16 protein-coding genes are annotated in these 17,260 nt (G+C 69.7%); 14 read left to right on the top strand and 2 right to left on the bottom strand.

The window, feature by feature from the left end:
• Positions 1-1,707, bottom strand: coding sequence for a FecR family protein (locus SNE35_RS06115; RefSeq protein ID WP_320421976.1), 1,707 nt, complete (start codon positions 1,705-1,707; stop codon positions 1-3).
• 117 nt (positions 1,708-1,824) lie between these two features.
• Here SNE35_RS06115 and SNE35_RS06110 point away from each other — a divergent pair, with 117 nt between their 5' ends.
• Entirely contained in the window at positions 1,825-2,121 is a 297-nt protein-coding gene (locus SNE35_RS06110; RefSeq protein ID WP_320421975.1) for a hypothetical protein, read from the top strand.
• On the top strand, positions 2,118-2,714 hold the full coding sequence (locus SNE35_RS06105) for a DedA family protein (RefSeq protein WP_320421974.1): 597 nt from the start codon (positions 2,118-2,120) through the stop codon (positions 2,712-2,714). The genes SNE35_RS06110 and SNE35_RS06105 overlap by 4 nt, the downstream gene beginning before the upstream one ends.
• Here SNE35_RS06105 and SNE35_RS06100 read toward each other — a convergent pair.
• The gene (locus SNE35_RS06100) at positions 2,701-3,429 is read right to left on the bottom strand and encodes a TetR/AcrR family transcriptional regulator (protein ID WP_431312713.1); all 729 of its coding nucleotides are present in this window, start codon (positions 3,427-3,429) and stop codon (positions 2,701-2,703) included. The two genes, SNE35_RS06105 and SNE35_RS06100, sit on opposite strands and share 14 nt — an antisense overlap.
• Positions 3,430-3,548: 119 nt before the next feature.
• Here SNE35_RS06100 and SNE35_RS06095 point away from each other — a divergent pair, with 119 nt between their 5' ends.
• Genes SNE35_RS06095 through SNE35_RS06040 form a run of 12 tightly spaced genes read left to right on the top strand, consistent with a single transcriptional unit; the run spans position 3,549 to position 17,259 of the window.
• Positions 3,549-5,156 (top strand): carboxyl transferase domain-containing protein, encoded by a 1,608-nt coding sequence (locus SNE35_RS06095; RefSeq protein ID WP_320421972.1) that lies wholly within the window; start codon positions 3,549-3,551, stop codon positions 5,154-5,156.
• 2 nt (positions 5,157-5,158) lie between these two features.
• On the top strand, positions 5,159-6,376 hold the full coding sequence (locus tag SNE35_RS06090) for a dienelactone hydrolase family protein (RefSeq protein WP_320421971.1): 1,218 nt from the start codon (positions 5,159-5,161) through the stop codon (positions 6,374-6,376).
• Positions 6,373-6,951: a GNAT family N-acetyltransferase gene (locus SNE35_RS06085; RefSeq protein ID WP_320421970.1), complete on the top strand. Its 579-nt coding sequence runs from the start codon at positions 6,373-6,375 to the stop codon at positions 6,949-6,951. The genes SNE35_RS06090 and SNE35_RS06085 overlap by 4 nt, the downstream gene beginning before the upstream one ends.
• Positions 6,948-7,730, top strand: coding sequence for an enoyl-CoA hydratase/isomerase family protein (locus tag SNE35_RS06080; RefSeq protein ID WP_320421969.1), 783 nt, complete (start codon positions 6,948-6,950; stop codon positions 7,728-7,730). The genes SNE35_RS06085 and SNE35_RS06080 overlap by 4 nt, the downstream gene beginning before the upstream one ends.
• Positions 7,721-8,341: a DUF4126 domain-containing protein gene (locus SNE35_RS06075; RefSeq protein WP_320421968.1), complete on the top strand. Its 621-nt coding sequence runs from the start codon at positions 7,721-7,723 to the stop codon at positions 8,339-8,341. The genes SNE35_RS06080 and SNE35_RS06075 overlap by 10 nt, the downstream gene beginning before the upstream one ends.
• Positions 8,338-9,627 carry an adenosylmethionine--8-amino-7-oxononanoate transaminase gene (locus tag SNE35_RS06070; protein WP_320421967.1) on the top strand — a complete coding sequence of 430 codons (1,290 nt, stop codon included), beginning with the start codon at positions 8,338-8,340 and terminating at the stop codon, positions 9,625-9,627. The genes SNE35_RS06075 and SNE35_RS06070 overlap by 4 nt, the downstream gene beginning before the upstream one ends.
• Positions 9,614-10,840 carry an 8-amino-7-oxononanoate synthase gene (gene bioF, locus SNE35_RS06065; RefSeq protein ID WP_320421966.1) on the top strand — a complete coding sequence of 409 codons (1,227 nt, stop codon included), beginning with the start codon at positions 9,614-9,616 and terminating at the stop codon, positions 10,838-10,840. Before SNE35_RS06070 ends, bioF begins: the two co-directional genes overlap by 14 nt.
• Positions 10,837-11,511 carry a dethiobiotin synthase gene (gene bioD, locus SNE35_RS06060; RefSeq protein WP_320421965.1) on the top strand — a complete coding sequence of 225 codons (675 nt, stop codon included), beginning with the start codon at positions 10,837-10,839 and terminating at the stop codon, positions 11,509-11,511. The genes bioF and bioD overlap by 4 nt, the downstream gene beginning before the upstream one ends.
• 4 nt (positions 11,512-11,515) lie before the next feature.
• The gene (gene bioB, locus SNE35_RS06055) at positions 11,516-12,586 is read left to right on the top strand and encodes a biotin synthase BioB (RefSeq protein ID WP_320421964.1); all 1,071 of its coding nucleotides are present in this window, start codon (positions 11,516-11,518) and stop codon (positions 12,584-12,586) included.
• Between the two features lie 15 nt (positions 12,587-12,601).
• Positions 12,602-14,341: a hypothetical protein gene (locus tag SNE35_RS06050; RefSeq protein ID WP_320421963.1), complete on the top strand. Its 1,740-nt coding sequence runs from the start codon at positions 12,602-12,604 to the stop codon at positions 14,339-14,341.
• 8 nt (positions 14,342-14,349) lie between these two features.
• Entirely contained in the window at positions 14,350-16,344 is a 1,995-nt protein-coding gene (locus tag SNE35_RS06045; protein WP_320421962.1) for an acetyl/propionyl/methylcrotonyl-CoA carboxylase subunit alpha, read from the top strand.
• 3 nt (positions 16,345-16,347) lie between these two features.
• Positions 16,348-17,259 (top strand): hydroxymethylglutaryl-CoA lyase, encoded by a 912-nt coding sequence (locus SNE35_RS06040; RefSeq protein ID WP_320421961.1) that lies wholly within the window; start codon positions 16,348-16,350, stop codon positions 17,257-17,259.
• Position 17,260 lies beyond the last annotated feature (1 nt).

The following is a 17,260-nucleotide window of genomic DNA, read 5'->3' as shown; positions in this document are numbered from 1 at the left end:
CTAGAACGCCAGGGGCACCAGCAGCAGGGGCAGCAGCCAGGGCCAGAGCGGGCGCGGCAGCTCGACCCGCTGCGCCGTGCCGTAGGGGCCGGCGTAGCCGAGTTCGTCGACGCTGCGCACGCGCAGGTAGTAGACGCCGTGACCCGGGCGCGGCAGCACCAGCGCGGGCTGCTCGGTCCTGGGCTCGGCGAGCAGGGTCTTGAACTCGGCATCGGCCGCCCACTGCAGTTCGTAGCGGGCGGCGCCGGGGGCGGCGGCCCAGGCGAAGCGCAGTTGGTCGCCATCGATGGCCGGTGGCTGCAGCGGTGGCGTCGGCGGGACCGGGCGCAGCTCGAAGTGTTGGGGGTCGCCCCAGGGACCGTCGTCCGGGCCGGCGGCCGTGCTGGCCACGCGCCAGAAGTACTGGCCGGGTGGCAGCGATGCGCCCAGTTCCGTACTGGAGAGGCCGCTGCGCTCCAGCACCGGCGGGGCCTGGAAGCCGGCATCGGTGCCGACCTGCAGGCGGAACGATTGCGCATTGACCGGGCGCGTCCAGGCCAGCGGCGCGCTGTCGCCGTAGACCCGCGCATCGGGCGCGGGCGAGCTTGCAAACGGCGGTTCGGGGCGGGCCTTCAGCCGCACGTCCTGCTCGGCGGCCAGGCCTTCGAGGCCCAGGGCGTCGATGCCGCGCAGGCGCAGCTTGTAGTTCCCATCGGGCAGGTCCGCCCACTGAGCGCGCGGCGACTCGAAGCGCCCGTCCAGCAGCAGGTTGCCCTGGCCGTCGAACACCTGCGCGCGGTAGGCGCCGGCACCGTCCAGCGCCGGCCAGGTGATCGTCATCGGGATGCGTTCGAGCTTCTGCGGCACGCCGGCCAGCGCGGGCGCGGGCAGCAGCTTCGTCAGCGGCGACGGCGCCTGGCCCAGCGTGGCGGCCAAGCCGTAGCCGGCGGGCATCGGCGTGGCGGCCGCTGCGCCGGCGGGCGTGCCGGCGACGGTGCCTTCCAGCACCTCGGCGCGGGCGCTGCGGCCGTCGTCGCTGACCTGGACGCGGAACTCGGTGCCGCGCACGCCCAGCAGCAGGCTCGGCGTCTTCAGCTGGTAGTCGGCCGGCCGCTCGCGCGAGGGCTGGACCTTGCTGTCCGCACTGCCCTTCTGCAACTGCAGCCGCATCGCGGGCACGGCGCTGCGGCCATAGACCAGCAGCTCCTCCACCGTCACCTCGCTGCGCGGCGCCACCAGCAGCCGCGAGCCATCGACGAAGCGCAGGGTCAGCGTGGCCTGCTCGCCAGTGACGAGCGCATCGCCGGAGCGCAGCTCGTCGCCGGTGCGCAGCGGGGCCGGGGTGCTGCCGCCCGCGTGCCGCAGGCTGACCTCGCCCTGCACGAACACCGCCTGCGCGACGCTGGCCTCGCGCCGCAGCAGCCGCACCGGCATCTTCAGCGTGCTGCCCGGCGGCAGGCGCAGAGGGTCTGCGACGCGGTTGAGCTTCTGCAGCTCGCGCCAGCTGGTGCGCTCCTTCAGGTAGGCGGCGGCGAGATCGAACAGGTTGTCGCCCGGCTGGACGTGGTAGGACCAGGCGGGATCGGCGTCGGCCGCAGCGGCCGGGGCGCGTGGCTTGGCAAGGGCCGACGGCGCGGGCATGCTCAGCATCGCAGCGCCCATCGCCATGGCCAGCGCAATCGTCGCGGAAGCCCGGCGGCGCTGCCGGGTGTTGCAAGCAGCCGTCATGCTTTCCCCTGGCCTGCCTCGAGGGCAGGTATCCGATCGATATTAGCGGAACGTCCCTTTCTTCTGCTTCGGGCGGACCCTGAGCAAAATCGAGACAGTTCCGTAGGAGCGAAACCGATGCCTCACGACGACCACACGCGCCTCTACCGCTGGCTGCTTGCGCACCGGCCGGCCTGCTTCCTGCTGATGACGCTGGCCTTCCTGCTGTTCGGCGTGCTGTCGCTGGACCTGGTGAAGTTCGTCTCCGCCAACGCCGGCTTCCTGTGGGCGAACGGCTGGATGGGATTGATGGACGGCGGCTTCCGGCAGTTGCTGGAACTGCTCGCCACGGCGCTGCTGGCGATCGCGGCCTACCTGCTTTTCAAGCTCTGCGAACACGCGCTGGTGCACCGGCTCGCGCACCTGCGCCGATGAATCTCGCCCAGATCCTGTCAGCGTGGATGACCAGTTATGGCCCAGCCGTTTACTTGCTGCTGTTCGTGCTGGTGACGGCGGAGATCGGCATTGCGCCGCTGTTCTTCCTGCCCGGCGATCCGCTGCTGTTCCTCTGCGGCGCGCTCAGCGCGCAGGGGGCGCTGGATCCGTGGCTGTTGGCGCTGCTGTTCTTCGCCGCGGCGTTGCTGGGCAGCGCGATGGCCTATGGCTGCGGCGTGCTGCTCGGCCGGCAGGCGCAGCGGCGCAACTATCGCTGGCTGAACGGCCCGGCGCTGGTGCGGGCGCAGCGTTTCTTCGAGGGCTGGGGCGGTCTGGGCCTGCTCGTGACGCCCTATGTGGCCGTGTTGCGAACCTTCGCGCCGCTGGCGGCCGGCATCGCCGGCATGGACAGTCGCCGCTTCGCGCTGGCGACGCTGGCTGGCGCGGCCTTGTGGTCGGCGGGCCTGGTGGCGGCGGGCTATTTCTTCGGCAACGTTCCCTTCGTGCGCGAGCACCTGGCAGGGCTGGCGCTCAGCGGCGTGGTGCTTGCAGGCGCGGCGGCCTTGGTGAAGAAGATGTTCAGGCGCGGCTGAGGGCGGCCTGCAACTCGCCGCGCAACTGCCGCAGCGCGAGCAGTTCCTGGTCCGGCGCCTGTATGGCCGGCCACAGCAGCGCGACCAGCGCGCCGGCGCTCACCTCGATGTCGATGCTGCGCTGAGCGCTGCCGACCAGCTCCCACAGCATGTGCTCCATCGGCCCCAGCACCAGCGAGCGCAGCAGGCGCAGCGGCACGTCGCGCCGGATCTCGCCGCTGGCCTGGCCCCGGGCGAGCAGGTCCATCAGCGGCGCGGTGTAGCGGCGCTGCAGCTCGATCAGCGTGTCGCCGAGATCGGGGCCGGAGCCGCTGCGCGCACGGCCCTCGCTGAGCACCAGCGCGCAGATGCCGGTGCCCTGCACCAGGAACACGCTCAGGTGGGTGCGGACGAAGTATTCGAGCTGCTCGCGCGCCGAGGCGTCGAGCGGCATGCCGGCCTCGATGGCGCCGATCGTCTCGTCGTACCAGTCGCCGATGACGCGCATGCACAGCTCCCGCTTGCCGCGGAAGTAGGTGAATATCGTCGCCTCGGAGATCGAGAGCCGCTGGGCGATCTCGGTCGTGGTGGCGCGCTCGTAGCCATGCTCGGCGAAGACCTCGCGGCCGACCCGCAGGATATCGCGCACGCGCTGCTCGGCCTTGGCGCTGGCGGGCGCGCGGCGCTGGGGAACGGCAGAGACGGGTGCGGTGGCGGTGCGTGTCACGGGCCGCATTCTGCGCGGTAATTGAGTAAAGCTCAAGACTATCTTTTTCCAGAATTCATCGCATATGATTCGCGCCGCTCTGAAGAATATTTGAGCCGAACTCACGAAGCCCCACACCGGAGACACAGATGGCCGTCCTGACCACCAAGCTCAACGCCCGCTCGGCGGACTTCAAGGCGAATGCCGAGGCGATGCGCGGCCTGCTGGACGACCTGAACGCCAAGCTCGAGAAGATCGCCCAGGGCGGCGGTGAGGCGGCCCGCGCCAAGCACGTGGCTAGAGGCAAGCTGTTGCCGCGCGACCGGGTGGAGATGCTGCTGGACCCGGGCACGCCCTTCCTGGAGCTGGCGCCGCTGGCGGGCCTTGATATGTACGACAACGCCGCGCCGGGCGGTGGCGTGATCGCCGGCATCGGCCGCGTCGGCGGCGTGGACTGCATGGTCGTCTGCAACGACGCCACGGTGAAGGGCGGCACCTACTATCCCGTAACCGTCAAGAAGCACCTGCGCGCGCAGGAGATCGCGCAGCAGAACCGCCTGCCCTGCATCTACCTGGTGGACTCCGGTGGTGCCAACCTGCCGAACCAGGACGAGGTCTTCCCCGACCGCGACCACTTCGGCCGCATCTTCTACAACCAGGCCAACCTCAGCGCCCAGGGCGTGCCGCAGATCGCCGTGGTGATGGGCTCCTGCACGGCCGGCGGTGCCTACGTGCCGGCGATGAGCGACGAGACCATCATCGTCAAGAACCAGGGCACGATCTTCCTGGGCGGCCCGCCGCTGGTGAAGGCGGCCACCGGCGAGGTGGTGACGGCCGAAGACCTCGGCGGCGGCGACGTGCACACGCGTCTCTCCGGCGTGGCAGACCACCTCGCCAATGACGACACCCATGCGCTGGCCATCGCCCGCCAGTCGATCAGCCGGCTGAACTGGAAGAAGCAGGGCCAGTTGCTGACCCAGCCGCCCAAGGCCCCGCTGTTCGACGCGGCCGAGCTGCACGGCGTGATCCCGACCGACACCCGCAAGCCTTTCGACGTGCGCGAGGTGATCGCCCGCCTGGTCGACGGCTCCGAGTTCGACGAGTTCAAGGCCCGCTACGGCAACACCCTGGTCTGCGGCTTCGCCCACATCGAGGGCATGCCGGTGGGCATCGTCGCCAACAACGGCATCCTGTTCGCCGAGAGCGCCAACAAGGGTGCGCACTTCATCGAGCTCTGCTGCCAGCGCAAGATCCCGCTGGTGTTCCTGCAGAACATCACCGGCTTCATGGTGGGCCGCAAGTACGAGAACGAAGGCATCGCCCGCGCCGGCGCCAAGATGGTGACGGCGGTGGCCTGCGCCCAGGTGCCCAAGTTCACCGTCATCATCGGCGGCAGCTTCGGCGCCGGGAACTACGGCATGTGCGGCCGCGCCTACTCGCCGCGCTTCCTCTGGATGTGGCCCAACGCGCGCATCAGCGTGATGGGTGGCGAACAGGCCGCCAGCGTGCTCGCCACCGTCAAGCGCGACGGCATCGAGTCCAAGGGCGGCCAGTGGTCGGCGGCGGAAGAAGCCGCCTTCAAGGCGCCGATCCTGCAGCAGTACGAAGACCAGGGCCACCCGTACTACGCATCGGCCCGGCTGTGGGACGACGGCGTGATCGACCCGGCCGATACGCGGCGCGTGCTGGCGCTGGGCTTGTCGGCGGCGCTGAATGCGGAGATCCCGGAGACGAAGTTCGGCGTGTTCCGGATGTGATCGTGGAGCATCAGTCGATGAGTTCGCGAGCCCGTCGTTTCATTGATGCAATAGTCATTGCGGTGAGCGTGCTCGGCGCGCTCGCTGGCTGCGCGGCATCCACTCCTGTCGATCAGGGGGCCGCGCCCGAACGCTTGGCTACCGATATCCGCGAGTCAGTGCTCCGCGTCCCCGCGGCTGTTTTTGACGCCTTCGGCAACAAGCTGAGCGCGGATCTGCTGGTAACGACCTACCGCCCGCCGGGCCCGGGGCCGTTCCCCCTGGTCGTCATCAGCCATGGTCGCTCGGTGAAGGGACGGGCCGACTACAAGCGGCCGCGTTTCGAGTCCGCCGCGCGCTTCTTTGTCCGCAAGGGCTTCGCGGTGGCAGTGCCGCTGCGCATCGGCTACGGAGAGCTTGCAGCCGTTGGCGATCCGGAATCGAGCCTGCGCTGCGATTCGCCACGCTACGACGTGCCCGCCAAGGTCGCCGCCGAGCAGATCGCCGCGGTGGTGAAGGCGATCACGGCCAGCGAAGACATCGATGCGCACCGCGTCGTCCTGGTGGGCCAGTCGGTCGGCGGCTTCGCGACCATCGCGGCCACGGCCGTTCACATCGACGGCGTGGTCGCCGCGATCGATTTCGCCGGCGGCCATGGCGGCGACCCGGACCAGCATGCAGGCGAGCCCTGCGGCACGGCCCAACTGAGGCGGAGCTTCGCGGACTTCGGCCGCCGCGCGGCGCAGGGTGGCCACGCGGTGCCGACCTTGTGGGTCTTCACGGAGAACGACCGCTATTTTTCGCCGCGCTACCAGAAGCAATGGTCCGAGACCTATCGCGACGCCGGCGGCCTGGTGGAGACGCGGCTGATGCCGGCCTTCGGCAGCGACGGCCATCAGCTGTTCGGCCAGGGTAACGACATCTGGCAGCCTCTGGTCGACGAGTTTCTGAAGCCCCTGGGTTTCACCACACCGGGCGTCGTCGCCGTGCCGGCCGCACGGGATGGCGTGGCCGTCGACGACGAGACCGCGCTGCCGCAGAGCAGCCTGCTGAGCGGCTATCGCAAGTTCCTGGCCGCGAAGGAGCCTCGGGCCTTCGCGACCGACGGCAGCCATTGGGGCTATGCGAGCGGCGACGACGCGCCGTCGCGGGCGCTGGCCTTCTGCGAGCGCAAAGCCGAGGCCGATGCGCCGTGCCGGCTCTACGCGGTCGACCACGCCGTCGTCTGGAAGCAGCCATGACGGTGACGATCCGTCCGCTCGAGCCCTCGGACTCGCTGGAGCAACTGACGGCGTTGCTGCATGCGGCCTATGCCTCCCTCGCTGCCCAGGGCTGGAACTTCACGGCCGTCGACCAGAGCGTCGAGGTCACGCGCCAGCGTGTCGTCACGGGCCAGGTCTTCGTCGCCGTGCGGCAGGATCGCCTGGTTGGCACCGTCACCATCAGCCCGCCCAAGCAGCCGGATGCCGGCTATCTCGGTGATCCCGTGCCCGGCTGCTTCTCTCAGTCCGACCACGCGCTGCTGGCGCAACTGGGCGTGCATCCGGATGAGCGCGGCCAGCGGCTGGCGGAGCGCCTGATGGACACGGCGGAAGCCTGGGCGCTCTCGCGGGGCTACACGCATGTGGCGCTCGATACGGCCCAGCCCGCCGAGCATCTGCAACGCCGCTATGCGCGCCGCGGCTATGACCATGTGGGCGAGGTGCAGTGGCGCGGCAAGACATATCGCAGCGTGCTGATGCTCAAGCCCCTCAATTCGCCCGCTGCGTCCGTCCCGCAAGCTCGCTGCGACAATCCGGAGACCCTGCTGCCATGACTGAATCGCTGTCCCTCGTCCGCACCGGCCACGTCGCCCGTGTCACGCTGAATCGCCCGCAACTGCGCAATGCCTTCAATGAAGAAGTCATCGCCGAACTTGCGTCGACTTTCGACACGCTTGGCCGGGACCCGTCGCTGCGCGCCATCGTGCTGGCCGCCGAGGGCAAGGCCTTCTGTGCCGGTGCCGACCTGAACTGGATGAAGTCCATGGCCGGCTACTCGTGGGACGAGAACAAGGCCGACGCCGGCAAGCTCGCGGAGATGCTGTGGGCGATCTACAACTGCCCGGTGCCGGTGATCGCCAGGGTGCAGGGCGACGTCTATGCCGGCGGCGTGGGCCTGGTGTCGGTGTGCGACATCGTCGTGGCGGTGGAGTCGGCGGGCTTCTGCCTGTCGGAGGCCAAGCTGGGCCTGCTGCCGGCCACCATCAGCCCCTATGTGATCCGCGCGCTGGGCGAGCAGGCTTCGCGCCGCTACTTCGTGACGGCCGAGCGCTTCTCTGCCGCCGAGGCGCATCGCCTGGGCCTGGTCCACGAGCTGGCCGATTCGGTCGAAGCGCTGGATGCCAAGGTCGACGCGCTGGCCGGCGCGATCGCCGCCAACGGCCCGGCCGCCGTGCGCGCCTGCAAGAAGCTGGTGCAGGACGTCGCTCACCAGCCGATCACGCCGGCCCTGCGCGACGACACCGCCCGCCGCATCGCCGATATCCGCGCCAGCGACGAGGGTCGCGCCGGCGTGCAGAGCTTCCTCAACAAGAGCCCGCTGCCGTGGATCTGAACGAGATCGGCCTGCCGCATCTGCTGGCGCTGGCCGCCGCGCTCGGCTGGGCCAGCGGCATGCGGCTCTATGCCACGGTGCTGATCGTCGGCGTGGCCGGGCGCCTGGGCTGGCTGCCGCTGCCCGAGGGCCTGCAGGTGCTGACGCACGGCGGCGTGCTGACGGCGGCCGCGGTGCTGGCCTTCATCGAGTTCCTGGCCGACAAGATCCCGGCCGTCGATTCGCTGTGGGATGCGATCCACACGGTGATCCGCATCCCCGCCGGCGCCGCGCTGGCCTTCGGCGTGCTGAACGGGCACGGCGTGGACAGCGCCGCCTGGTCGGTGATCGCCGCGCTGCTGGGCGGCACCCTGGCTGCCACCGCTCATGCGGCCAAGGCTGGCACGCGGGCGGCCGTCAATACCTCGCCCGAGCCTTTCTCCAACATTGCCTTGTCACTGTCCGGTGACTTGTTCGTGCCCGCATTCCTGTGGCTGGCCTGGAACCATCCGTTCGCCTTCGCACTGCTGCTGGCGCTGATGGTGCTGGTCGCCGCGCTGCTGATCCGTCTTACCTTCAAGTTGCTGCGTGGCCTGTTCGGCAAGCTGCGCGGCACCGCCCCCGCTGTATGAACCCACTCTCCCGCCGCAGCCTCGATGCGGTCTGGCATCCCTGCACCCAGATGGCGCGCGCCGAAGCGACGCCGCCGCTGGCGATTGCGCGAGGCGAAGGTCCCTGGCTGCATGACGTCAACGGACGCCGCTACTTCGACGCCAACAGTTCCTGGTGGGTCAACCTGTTCGGCCATTCGGACGCCGGCATCACCGGTGCGATCAAGCGCCAGCTCGATACCCTGCCGCACGTGATGCTGGCCGGCTGCACGCACGAGCCGGCGGTGCTGCTGGCCGAGAAGCTGCGCGCGCTGACTGGCGGCGCGCTGGGCCATGTGTTCTTCGCCAGCGATGGCGCCAGCGCCGTCGAGATCGCGCTGAAGCAGAGCTTCCACTCGTGGCGCAACCGTGGCTTCGAGGCGAAGCGCGAGTTCGTCTGCCTGAAGAACGGCTACCACGGCGAGACCATCGGCGCGCTGGCCGTCACCGATGTGCAGATCTTCCGCGATGCCTACGACCCGCTGCTGATGCGTGCCCACATCGTCGAATCGCCCGACGACCGGCTGGGCAACGAGGCGCAGGCGCTGGCCGCGATGCGCACGCTGCTGGAGCAGCGCCACGCGCAGATCGCTGCCGTGATCGTCGAGCCGCTGGTGCAGGGCGCGGCCGGCATGGTGATGCACTCGCCCTCGTACCTGAAGGCGCTGCGCGAGCTGACGCGCGAGTTCGATGTCCACCTGATCTGCGACGAGATCGCGGTTGGCTGCGGACGCACGGGCACCTTCTTCGCGTTCGAACAAGCCGAAGCAGGCTGGCCCGACTTCGTCACGCTGTCCAAGGGCATCAGCGGCGGCACGATGCCGCTGTCGCTGGTGCTGACGACCGACGAGATCTACCAGTGCTTCTGGAGTGAGGACGTGACGCGCGGCTTCCTGCATTCGCACTCGTACACCGGCAATGCGCTGGCCTGCGCGGCGGCCGTCGCTGTGCTCGACAAATTCGAGCGCGACGACGTGCTGGCGGCGAACCGGGGACAATCCGCCCTGCTGGCCCAGGCCTTCGCGCCGCTGGCCGAGGATCCGCGCGTCGCGCATCTGCGCCAGCGCGGCATGATCCTGGCCTTCGACGTCAAGAACCCCGGCGAACGCTTTTCCGAACGATTCCATCTCGCCGCGCGCGAGCGCGAAGTGCTGATCCGACCGATCGGTGCCACCGTCTATCTGATGCCGCCCTACCTGATCGATGCGGCCACGGCGGCCTTTCTCTCCCATGCGGTCATGAAGACCCTGAACGATGTCCTTGCTTGACCACCTCCAAACGAAGCTCGATGCGATCGCCGCGCAGGACCTGACGCGCTTCCTGCGCCCGGCCGAGACCGTCACCGCGCCGCGCCAGACCGTGCGCGGCGCCGACGGCGTCGCCCGCGAACTGCTGATGTTCTGCTCCAACGACTACCTGGGCCTGGCGGCCCACCCGCGCCTTGCCGACGCGCTGGCCGAGGGCGCGCGCGCCTATGGCGGCGGCTCCGGCGCCTCGCACCTGATCAGCGGCCATTCGGTCGCCCACCAGCGGCTGGAGGAGACGCTGGCCGACTGGTATGCGCCGCATATTCCTAACGCCCGCGCGCTGGGCTTCTGCACCGGCTACATGGCGAACCTGGCTGTCGTCACCGCGCTGGGCGATGCGGAGGCGGAGATCTTCTCGGCCTCGCTGAACCACGCCTCGCTGATCGACGGCGCACGCCTGGCCCGCGCCCAGGTCACGCGCTATCCGCATGCCGACCTGGAGGCGCTGCGCGCCGCGCTGGCCGCCAGCCGCGCCAAGGTCAAGCTGATCGTCACCGACGCCGTCTTCAGCATGGACGGCGACCTCGCGCCACTGCCGCAGATCCTGAAGCTGGCCGAGGAGTTCGATGCCTGGATGATCGTGGACGACGCGCACGGCTTCGGTGTGCTCGGTGCCAAGGGCCGCGGCTCGCTGGAGCATTTCGACCTGAAGAGCGAGCGCATCATCCTCGTCGGCACGCTGGGCAAGGCGGCCGGCCTGTCGGGCGCCTTCGTCGTCGCGCACGAGACGGTGACCGAGTACCTGCTGCAGGCGGCGCGCCCCTACATCTTCACGACGGCCTCGCCGCCGGCCATCGCGCACGCGCTGATCACCGCGCTGGACCTGATCGAGTCCGAGCTGGGCCAGCAGCGCCGCAATGCGCTGGTGCTGCTGCAGTTCGAGCTGCGCCGCAGCATCAACGCACTGCTGGCCCGCTATCCGCGCCTGGGCTGGAAACTGGCCGCGTCCGACACGCCGATCCAGCCGCTGATCATCGGCGACAACGCCGCCGTGATGAAGCTCGCCGCGCGCCTGGAGCGCGAGGGCCTGCGCGTGCCGGGCATCCGCCCGCCGACGGTGCCGATGGGCGAGGCCCGTCTGCGCATCACGCTGTGCGCCACGCACACGATGGGCGACATCGAGCGCCTGGTGCGCGCGCTGTCGACCGTGGCCGCGGAGATGTCTGCGGCATGAAGGGCTTTTTCATCACCGGCACCGATACCGAGATCGGCAAGACGACGATCACGGCCGGCCTCACCCATGCGCTCGCGCAGCGCGGCCTGCGCGTGGCGCCGGTCAAGTCGCTGGCCGCCGGTTGCGATGCCGAGGGCCATAACGACGACGTCGAGCGGCTGTTCGCTGCGCAGACGCTGGGCCTGACCCGCGAGGAGATCTGCCCGCTGCTGCTGCGCGAGCCCTGCGCGCCGCACGTCGCGGCCCGGCTGGACGGCGTGGCGATCGAGCGCGATGCGCTGCTGGCGGCGATTCGCCGGACCGCTGCCAAGGCGGAACTCGCCGTCGTCGAGGGCGTCGGCGGCTTCCGCGTTCCCTTGATCGACGGCTGGGACACGGCCGATCTGGCCGCCGATCTGCAGCTGCCGGTCGTCCTCGTCGTCGGCCTGCGCCTGGGCTGCATCAACCATGCGCTGCTGACGGCCGAGGCCGTGCGTGCCCGCGGCCTGCGCCTGGCGGGCTGGGTCGCGAACGCCGTGGACCCCTCGATGCCCCACGTAACGGACAATCTCGACGCACTGCAGGCCGGCCTCGCCACTCCCTGCTGGGGCCATGTGCCCCGCCTGCCCGACCCATCCGCGGCGGCCGTTGCCGCTCACCTGAATTCCTCGCTGGCGCTGGAGGCGCTCTGACACCATGACCATCTCGACCCCCCCGATCAACCAGATCCAGACCCTGCAGCCCACCACCGACGCCGACCGCCGCCAGGCCAAGCCGCTGACCGTCGACGAAGTGGCCGCGCTGTTCGAGCTGCCCTTCAACGACCTGCTGTTCCGCGCTCAGACCGTGCATCGCGAGCACTTCGACGCGAACGCGGTGCAGCTCTCGACCCTGCTGTCCATCAAGACCGGTGGCTGCGAGGAAGACTGCAAGTACTGCCCGCAATCGGCCCATTTCGATACCGGCCTGAAGGCCGAGAAGCTGCTGCCGCTCGACGAGGTGATGGAAGCCGCCCGCGCCGCCAAGGCCAACGGCGCCACTCGCTTCTGCATGGGCGCCGCCTGGCGCAGCCCGAAGGAGCGTCACCTGGAGCAGATCGGCGAGATGATCTCCGGCGTCAAGGCGCTGGGCCTGGAGACCTGCCTGACCGCCGGCATGCTGGGCGAAGGCCAGGCCGAGCAGCTGAAGGACGCGGGCCTGGACTACTACAACCACAACCTCGACACCGCGCCCGAGTTCTACGGCCAGATCATCACCACCCGCACCTACCAGGACCGCCTGGACACGCTGGAGCGCGTGCGCGCGCAGGGCCTGAAGGTTTGCTCCGGCGGCATCGTCGGCATGGGCGAGACCCGCCGCCAGCGCGCCGGCCTGATCGTGCAACTGGCCAACCTCGACCCGTACCCGGAGTCGGTGCCCATCAACAACCTCGTGCAGGTCGAAGGCACGCCGCTGGCCGGCACCAAGGAACTGGACCCGTTCGAGTTCATCCGCACGATCGCCGTGGCCCGCATCTGCATGCCGCGCGCGATGGTGCGTCTGTCCGCAGGCCGCGAGGAGATGCCCGAAGCCATGCAGGCCCTGTGCTTCATGGCCGGCGCGAACTCCATGTTCTACGGCGACAAGCTGCTGACCACCAGCAACCCGCAGGCCGCCAAGGACCGCGCGCTGCTGGAGCGCCTGGGCATGCGCTGCTCGACGGAAGCGGAACTGGCGACCTCGCATCACGTCGAGGCCGGCTGCGGCGGAAGCTGCAGCAGCCACTGATCGCCTGAAACTCTGATGCGCCGGCTGGCTGTTCTCGTCTTCGTGCTGATGCTGGCTGGCGCGCAGGCCCAGGCCGGCGAGCTGCTGATCGAGACGGCCCTGCAGGACGACGGCACGCTGCGGGTGAGCTACACGCCGCCCGAGGGGGTGAGCGAGCTGCCGCGCTGGAACAGGAGCACTGCGGCGCGCGGCTTCTGGCGCGAGCAGGTGCGATCGCTCGACGACTGCGCCACCGTCGATGACGACGCGATCCACCTGCGCGCCGGGTGCAAGACCGCGCGCCTGCGCGTCGAGCCCAGGCTGCTGACGCTCAACGCCGTCTACCAGGCGGCGCAGCCGATCGCGGACAGCGGCGTGATCGCGTACAGCGGCTTCTATGCAGTGGCGCTGCCGGACCATGCACTGCGCTGGCGCTGGCTGGCGCCGAAGTCGGGCTATGTGCTGCAGGATGGCCGGGTACAGCGGACGGCGGCCGAGCAGGTGATCCCCGAGGCCGTGGTGACGGCCAGTGCCCATGAGGGCGGCAACGAGGAAAGCTCCTGGCGGAGCCTCGGCGCGCAGCAGTACGTCTACCTCGGCCGCGCGCCCTTGGTCGAGTTTCCGGGCGGTGCGATCGTGCGCGACCCGGCCCTGGACGATGCCCGCGTCGAGCTGATCCGCAGCACGCTGCTGCGCGACATGCAATTGCTCGGGGCTGCCTATGGCCAGGGGCCGGCCGGCCCGGTCGGCGTGGTCACCAGCGTGGCCGACCTGAACAGCTTCCACGGCGATGCCAGCGAGGGCCGCATGATGCGGCTGCGCATGTTGCCGGCGGACCGGAACCCCGATCAGGACGGGCGCGGCCTGCAATTTTTCGTCACGCACGAGGCCGTGCACTGGTGGAACATGGGCCTGCGCCGCAGCGACAGCGGCCGCCCCTGGCTGCATGAAGGCCATGCGGACTGGGCCACGCTGCTGCTGATGCGCCAGCAGGGCCTGTGGGACGACGAGGCGCTGCGCGAGCAGATCGAGAGCCGCCTCAATCGCTGCCTGCTGACGCGCGGCGATGCACCGGCTGCCGCATTACCGCCGGGCTACTCGAAGAACGAGGATCCCTACGCCTGCGGCTTCGCGCTGATGCTGATGGCCCAGGCCCAGCAGCAGGCGCGCCGCAAGGTCGAAGACCTGCGCAGCCCGCTGGCGCTGCTGGCGACCCTTCACCCGAAGGACGCGACGCTGGACATCCCCGGCTTCGCCGTCTGGGCCGACGGCGCTGCTACCGGTCCGATGCACCGTCTGCTGCTGGATGCCGGCCAGCCCTTCGCCAGCGGCTTTGAGGCACAGGCGCTGGGTCTGGCCGAGCCGCGATCGCTGAAGGACAGTGACACCGGGACCCGTGCCCGCGTCGGCGCGCTGCTGCTGAGCGCCGTGATGCGGGCCGATTGCGATGGCAAGGTCGGCTTCCGCACCAACTACGCCGATGACTTCGGTTTCTTCAAGCTGGACAGTGGCGGCATCCGGTGCAGCACGCTGCGCCGCGGCGGCGAAGTGACCGCCGTGGGCGGACACGGCTTGATCGCCGACCCGCTCGCCGCCTGGGACGCTGCCAGCGCCGACTGCGCTGCCGGCCGCCCACTGAAGATCGACTACCGCCAAGGGCAGGGCACCGAGATGGCCTGCCCCAAAGACCTGCCGGCGATCCCGGCTCGCCAATTGTTGCGCCTGAAGCCAGAAGCTTTGGAGCGCCTCGGACTGACAGCAGAAGCCAGAAAGTGAGACAGACGATGTTCAAGAAGATCCTGATCGCCAACCGCGGCGAGATTGCCTGCCGCGTGGCGGCCACCGCCCGCCGCATGGGTATCAAGACCGTGGCCGTCTACTCCGAGGCGGATGCGAAGGCCAGGCACGTGCAGGCCTGCGACGAGGCCGTGCTGATCGGCGGCCCGGCGCCCCGCGACTCCTACCTGCAGTGGCAGCGCATCCTCGAGGCCGCCGAGGCGACCGGCGCGGAGGCGGTGCACCCCGGCTACGGCTTCTTGAGCGAGAACGAGGACTTCGCCCAGGCCTGCGCGGATGCGGGGCTGGTGTTCATCGGCCCGCCGCCGTCGGCGATCAAGGACATGGGCCTGAAGGCCGAGTCGAAGCGCCTGATGGAAAAGGCCGGTGTGCCGCTGGTGCCCGGCTATCACGGCACCGACCAGGATCCGGCACTGCTGAAGCGCGAGGCCGAGCGCATCGGCTACCCGGTGCTGATCAAGGCCAGCGCCGGCGGTGGCGGCAAGGGCATGCGCGCGGTGATGAGCGCCGGCGAGTTCGATGCCGCGCTGGCCTCCTGCAAGCGCGAGGCGATCAACAGCTTCGGCGACGATGCCGTGCTGATCGAGCGTTACGTGCAGAAGCCGCGCCACATCGAGATCCAGGTCTTCGGCGACACGCAGGGCGATTGCATCTACCTGTTCGAGCGCGACTGCTCGGTCCAGCGCCGCCACCAGAAGGTGCTGGAAGAAGCACCCGCACCGGGCATGACGGCCGAGCGCCGCGCCGAGATGGGCAACGCGGCCGTGGCTGCCGCCAAGGCGGTGGGCTACGTGGGCGCCGGCACGGTGGAGTTCATCGCCGAGCAGGACGGCCGTTTCTACTTCATGGAGATGAACACACGGCTGCAGGTCGAGCATCCGGTGACCGAAGCGATCACCGGGCAGGACCTGGTCGAGTGGCAGTTGCGCGTGGCCGCCGGCCAGCCCTTGCCGCTGAAGCAATCGGAACTGCGCATGCACGGACACGCGATTGAAGCCCGCATCTGCGCCGAGAACCCCGAGGCTGGTTTCCTGCCGGCCACCGGCGAGCTTCACGTGGCGCGCTGGCCGCAGCACGTCAGCTTCCAGCGCGGCGATGTCCGGCTGGACGCAGGCGTCGGCGAGGGCGATGCGATCTCGCCGTACTACGACTCGATGGTCGCCAAGCTGATCGTCTGGGGCGAGGACCGCGCTCAAGCGCTGGCGAGGCTGGACGCGGCATTGCGCGACACGCACATCGTCGGCCTGCAGACCAACGTGGCCTTCCTGCGCCGCTGCGCCGCGACGAAGTCATTCAGTGGTGCCGACCTGGACACCGGCCTGATCGAGCGCGAGCGCGAGGCGCTGTTCGGCGCGCCGGGCCTGCCGCTGGCGATCGGCGCCGCGGCGGTCGTCGCGCACACCTTGGCCGTCGAGGCGCTGCAGCAGACCGACGACCCCTGGAGCAAGCGCGACGGCTGGCGCCTGTTCGGCGCGGCCTCGCGGCGTTTCGACCTGACGCTGGGTGACGAGCGCCATGCCGTGCTGCTGTCGCGCCGCCATCAGGGCGGCATGCAGCTGACCGTGGCCGGCGAGGCGATGGAGTTCGCGGTGAACTCCACCGGCACCGAGAGTCACGAGTTGCTGCTGGGCAGTGGCCTCGCTCAGCAGCGAGTCGTCGTCAAGGTCTACGCCCAGGGCGAGAAGATGGCCGTCTTCGCGCCGCAGGGCTCGGCCGTGCTGACCGAGATCGACCCGATCGCCCACGCCGGCGAAGGCGCCGCCGAAGCCGGCCGTCTGACCGCTCCGATGCCCGGCAAGATGGTCTCCTTCCTGGCCCAGCCCGGCGACAAGGTTGCCAAGGGCCAGCCGCTCGCCGTGATGGAGGCGATGAAGATGGAGCACACGATCAGCGCGCCGCGCGACGGTGTGGTGGCCGAACTGCTGTTCGCGGTCGGCGACCAGGTCGGCGATGGCGCGGAACTGCTGCGGCTGGAGGCCTGAGCCATGAGTCACTTGCCCACCCACGTCACCCTCGTCGATGTCGGCCCGCGCGACGGGCTGCAGAACGAGAAGCAGCCAGTCTCCACCGAGCACAAGGCCACGCTGGTGGCGATGCTGCAGGTGGCCGGTCTGAAGGAGATCGAGGTCACCAGCTTCGTCAGCCCGAAGTGGGTGCCGCAGATGGCCGACAACACGGCGGTGATGGCGGCGATCGAGCGCAAGCCGGGCGTTCGCTACTCAGTGCTGACGCCGAACATGAAGGGCCTGGAGGCTGCACTGCCGACGAAGCCGGACGAGATCGTCGTGTTCGCGGCTGCCAGCGAGGCCTTCAGCCAGAAAAACATCAACTGCTCGATCGCCGAAAGCATCGAGCGCTTCGCGCCGGTCGTGGCCGCCGCGCACGAGGCCGGCATCAAGGTGCGCGGAGCGCTGTCCTGCTCGCTGGGCTGCCCCTACCAGGGCGAGGTGACGCCGGACGAGGTCGAGCGCGTCGTGCTGCTGATGAAGAGCATCGGCGTCGACCACATGGGCATCGCCGACACCATCGGCGTCGGCACACCCAAGCGGGTGCAGGCCGTGATGGAGCGCGCGCTGAAGCACTACCCGCAGGTCGAAGTGAGCGGCCATTTCCACGACACCTACGGCCAGGCGCTGACCAATATCTACGCCTGCCTGGAGATGGGCATCCACACCTTCGACGCCAGCGTCAGCGGCCTCGGCGGCTGCCCCTACGCCAAGGGTGCCACCGGCAATGTCGCGACCGAGGACGTGCTGTTCATGCTGAACGGCCTGGGCATCGAGACCGGCATCGACATCGACAAGCTGGTCGACGCCAGCGCCTTCATCTCGCAGGCGCTGGGCCGGCCGCCGGTGGCGCGCGTGGCGCGGGCGCTGCTGGCGAAGCGAGCTGGCTGAT

The sequence above is a fragment of the Roseateles agri genome, assembly GCF_034043675.1.
Lineage (GTDB): Bacteria > Pseudomonadota > Gammaproteobacteria > Burkholderiales > Burkholderiaceae_C > KK5.
Note: the sequence above shows the minus strand (reverse complement) of the source record. Positions and strands in the feature narration are given on the sequence as shown.